Genomic DNA, 4899 nt, shown 5'->3' with positions numbered 1-4899 from the left:
AGAACTCAAACTTTTAATGAGAGTTTGATCCTGGCTCAGGACGAACGCTGGCGGCGTGCCTAATACATGCAAGTAGAACGCTGAAGGAGGAGCTTGCTTCTCTGGATGAGTTGCGAACGGGTGAGTAACGCGTAGGTAACCTGCCTGGTAGTGGGGGATAACTATTGGAAACGATAGCTAATACCGCATAATAGCAGTTGTTGCATGACAACTGTTTGAAAGGTGCAATTGCATCACTACCAGATGGACCTGCGTTGTATTAGCTAGTTGGTGGGGTAACGGCTCACCAAGGCGACGATACATAGCCGACCTGAGAGGGTGATCGGCCACACTGGGACTGAGACACGGCCCAGACTCCTACGGGAGGCAGCAGTAGGGAATCTTCGGCAATGGACGGAAGTCTGACCGAGCAACGCCGCGTGAGTGAAGAAGGTTTTCGGATCGTAAAGCTCTGTTGTAAGAGAAGAACGAGTGTGAGAGTGGAAAGTTCACACTGTGACGGTATCTTACCAGAAAGGGACGGCTAACTACGTGCCAGCAGCCGCGGTAATACGTAGGTCCCGAGCGTTGTCCGGATTTATTGGGCGTAAAGCGAGCGCAGGCGGTTAGATAAGTCTGAAGTTAAAGGCTGTGGCTTAACCATAGTACGCTTTGGAAACTGTTTAACTTGAGTGCAAGAGGGGAGAGTGGAATTCCATGTGTAGCGGTGAAATGCGTAGATATATGGAGGAACACCGGTGGCGAAAGCGGCTCTCTGGCTTGTAACTGACGCTGAGGCTCGAAAGCGTGGGGAGCAAACAGGATTAGATACCCTGGTAGTCCACGCCGTAAACGATGAGTGCTAGGTGTTAGACCCTTTCCGGGGTTTAGTGCCGCAGCTAACGCATTAAGCACTCCGCCTGGGGAGTACGACCGCAAGGTTGAAACTCAAAGGAATTGACGGGGGCCCGCACAAGCGGTGGAGCATGTGGTTTAATTCGAAGCAACGCGAAGAACCTTACCAGGTCTTGACATCCCTCTGACCGCTCTAGAGATAGAGTTTTCCTTCGGGACAGAGGTGACAGGTGGTGCATGGTTGTCGTCAGCTCGTGTCGTGAGATGTTGGGTTAAGTCCCGCAACGAGCGCAACCCCTATTGTTAGTTGCCATCATTTAGTTGGGCACTCTAACGAGACTGCCGGTAATAAACCGGAGGAAGGTGGGGATGACGTCAAATCATCATGCCCCTTATGACCTGGGCTACACACGTGCTACAATGGCTGGTACAACGAGTCGCAAGCCGGTGACGGCAAGCTAATCTCTTAAAGCCAGTCTCAGTTCGGATTGTAGGCTGCAACTCGCCTACATGAAGTCGGAATCGCTAGTAATCGCGGATCAGCACGCCGCGGTGAATACGTTCCCGGGCCTTGTACACACCGCCCGTCACACCACGAGAGTTTGTAACACCCGAAGTCGGTGAGGTAACCGTAAGGAGCCAGCCGCCTAAGGTGGGATAGATGATTGGGGTGAAGTCGTAACAAGGTAGCCGTATCGGAAGGTGCGGCTGGATCACCTCCTTTCTAAGGAAAAGGAACTGCGCATTGGTCTTGTTTAGTCTTGAGAGGTCTTGTGGGGCCTTAGCTCAGCTGGGAGAGCGCCTGCTTTGCACGCAGGAGGTCAGCGGTTCGATCCCGCTAGGCTCCATTGGTGAGAGATCACCAAGTAATGCACATTGAAAATTGAATATCTATATCAAATAGTAACAAGAAAATAAACCGAAAACGCTGTAGTATTAATAAGAGTTTATGACTGAAAGGTCAAAAAATAAGGTTAAGTTAATAAGGGCGCACGGTGGATGCCTTGGCACTAGGAGCCGAAGAAGGACGTGACAAACGACGATATGCCTTGGGTAGCTGTAAGTAAGCGATGATCCAGGGATTTCCGAATGGGGGAACCCAACAGGTACTACCTGTTACCCATATCTGTTAAGGATGTGAGGAGGAAGACGCAGTGAACTGAAACATCTAAGTAGCTGCAGGAAGAGAAAGCAAAAGCGATTGCCTTAGTAGCGGCGAGCGAAACGGCAGGAGGGCAAACCGAAGAGTTTACTCTTCGGGGTTGTAGGACTGCAATGTGGACTCAAAGATTATAGAAGAATGATTTGGGAAGATCAGCCAAAGAGAGTAATAGCCTCGTATTTAAAATAGTCTTTGTACCTAGCAGTATCCTGAGTACGGCGAGACACGTGAAATCTCGTCGGAATCTGGGAGGACCATCTCCCAACCCTAAATACTCCCTAGTGACCGATAGTGAACCAGTACCGTGAGGGAAAGGTGAAAAGCACCCCGGGAGGGGAGTGAAATAGAACCTGAAACCGTGTGCCTACAACAAGTTCGAGCCCGTTAATGGGTGAGAGCGTGCCTTTTGTAGAATGAACCGGCGAGTTACGTTATGATGCGAGGTTAAGTTGAAGAGACGGAGCCGTAGGGAAACCGAGTCTGAATAGGGCGAATTAGTATCATGACGTAGACCCGAAACCATGTGACCTACCCATGAGCAGGTTGAAGGTGCGGTAAGACGCACTGGAGGACCGAACCAGGGCACGTTGAAAAGTGCTTGGATGACTTGTGGGTAGCGGAGAAATTCCAAACGAACTTGGAGATAGCTGGTTCTCTCCGAAATAGCTTTAGGGCTAGCGTCGACATAAAGATTCTTGGAGGTAGAGCACTGTTTGGGTGAGGGGTCCATCCCGGATTACCAATCTCAGATAAACTCCGAATGCCAATGAATTATGGTCGGCAGTCAGACTGCGAGTGCTAAGATCCGTAGTCGAAAGGGAAACAGCCCAGACCACCAGCTAAGGTCCCAAAATAATTGTTAAGTGGAAAAGGATGTGGGGTTGCACAGACAACTAGGATGTTAGCTTAGAAGCAGCTATTCATTCAAAGAGTGCGTAATAGCTCACTAGTCGAGTGACCCTGCGCCGAAAATGTACCGGGGCTAAAACAATTTACCGAAGCTGTGGATACCTTTATAGGTATGGTAGGAGAGCGTTCTATGTGTGATGAAGGTATACCGTGAGGAGTGCTGGAACGCATAGAAGTGAGAATGCCGGTATGAGTAGCGAAAGACAGGTGAGAATCCTGTCCACCGTAAGACTAAGGTTTCCAGGGGAAGGCTCGTCCGCCCTGGGTTAGTCGGGACCTAAGGAGAGACCGAAAGGTGTATCCGATGGACAACAGGTTGATATTCCTGTACTAGAGTATGTAGTGATGGAGGGACGCAGTAGGCTAACTAAAGCAGACGATTGGAAGAGTCTGTCTAAGCAGTGAGGTGTGATATGAGTCAAATGCTTATATCTGTAACATTGAGCTGTGATGGGGAGCGAAGTTTAGTAGCGAAGTTAGTGACGTCACACTGCCAAGAAAAGCTTCTAGCGTTTAAACATACTCTACCCGTACCGCAAACCGACACAGGTAGTCGAGGCGAGTAGCCTCAGGTGAGCGAGAGAACTCTCGTTAAGGAACTCGGCAAAATGACCCCGTAACTTCGGGAGAAGGGGTGCTGATTTAGGTCAGCCGCAGTGAATAGGCCCAAGCAACTGTTTATCAAAAACACAGCTCTCTGCTAAATCGTAAGATGATGTATAGGGGGTGACGCCTGCCCGGTGCTGGAAGGTTAAGAGGAGTGCTTAGCGTAAGCGAAGGTATGAATTGAAGCCCCAGTAAACGGCGGCCGTAACTATAACGGTCCTAAGGTAGCGAAATTCCTTGTCGGGTAAGTTCCGACCCGCACGAAAGGCGTAATGATTTGGGCACTGTCTCAACGAGAGACTCGGTGAAATTTTAGTACCTGTGAAGATGCAGGTTACCCGCGACAGGACGGAAAGACCCCATGGAGCTTTACTGCAGTTTGATATTGAGTGTCTGTACCACATGTACAGGATAGGTAGGAGTCTAAGAGATCGGGACGCCAGTTTCGAAGGAGACGTTGTTGGGATACTACCCTTGTGTTATGGCCACTCTAACCCAGATAGGTGATCCCTATCGGAGACAGTGTCTGACGGGCAGTTTGACTGGGGCGGTCGCCTCCTAAAAGGTAACGGAGGCGCCCAAAGGTTCCCTCAGAATGGTTGGAAATCATTCGCAGAGTGTAAAGGTATAAGGGAGCTTGACTGCGAGAGCTACAACTCGAGCAGGGACGAAAGTCGGGCTTAGTGATCCGGTGGTTCCGTATGGAAGGGCCATCGCTCAACGGATAAAAGCTACCCTGGGGATAACAGGCTTATCTCCCCCAAGAGTTCACATCGACGGGGAGGTTTGGCACCTCGATGTCGGCTCGTCGCATCCTGGGGCTGTAGTCGGTCCCAAGGGTTGGGCTGTTCGCCCATTAAAGCGGCACGCGAGCTGGGTTCAGAACGTCGTGAGACAGTTCGGTCCCTATCCGTCGCGGGCGTAGGAAATTTGAGAGGATCTGCTCCTAGTACGAGAGGACCAGAGTGGACTTACCGCTGGTGTACCAGTTGTCTTGCCAAAGGCATCGCTGGGTAGCTATGTAGGGAAGGGATAAACGCTGAAAGCATCTAAGTGTGAAACCCACCTCAAGATGAGATTTCCCATGATTTTATATCAGTAAGAGCCCTGAGAGATGATCAGGTAGATAGGTTAGAAGTGGAAGTGTGGCGACACATGTAGCGGACTAATACTAATAGCTCGAGGACTTATCCAAAGTAACTGAGAATATGAAAGCGAGAGGTTTTCTTGGTTTGAATAGATATTCAATTTTGAGTAGGTATTACTCAGAGTTAAGTGACGATAGCCTAGGAGATACACCTGTACCCATGCCGAACACAGAAGTTAAGCCCTAGAACGCCGGAAGTAGTTGGGGGTTGCCCCCTGTGAGATATGGAAGTCGCTTAGCT

1 tRNA gene and 3 rRNA genes are annotated in these 4899 nt (G+C 50.0%); all 4 read left to right on the top strand.

Annotated elements, in window-relative coordinates:
- Nucleotides 1-12: 12 nt before the first annotated feature.
- The 4 genes from ADI86_RS08005 (at nt 13) to rrf (ending at nt 4898) form a co-directional block, all read left to right on the top strand.
- Nucleotides 13-1558 (top strand): 16S ribosomal RNA (locus ADI86_RS08005).
- Between the two features lie 51 nt (nt 1559-1609).
- A tRNA-Ala gene (locus tag ADI86_RS08000) sits at nt 1610-1682 on the top strand.
- Nucleotides 1683-1806: 124 nt separating this feature from the next.
- A 23S ribosomal RNA gene (locus ADI86_RS07995) occupies nt 1807-4706 on the top strand.
- Nucleotides 4707-4782: 76 nt separating this feature from the next.
- Nucleotides 4783-4898, top strand: a 5S ribosomal RNA gene (rrf, locus tag ADI86_RS07990).
- The 16S, 23S and 5S rRNA genes sit together here with 1 tRNA gene alongside, the layout of an rRNA operon.
- Nucleotide 4899: the final 1 nt, after the last annotated feature.

Origin of the sequence: Streptococcus pseudopneumoniae (assembly GCF_001074975.1) — a bacterium.
GTDB classification, from domain to species: Bacteria; Bacillota; Bacilli; order Lactobacillales; family Streptococcaceae; genus Streptococcus; species Streptococcus pseudopneumoniae_D.
This window is presented reverse-complemented; position numbering and strand designations above follow the sequence as displayed.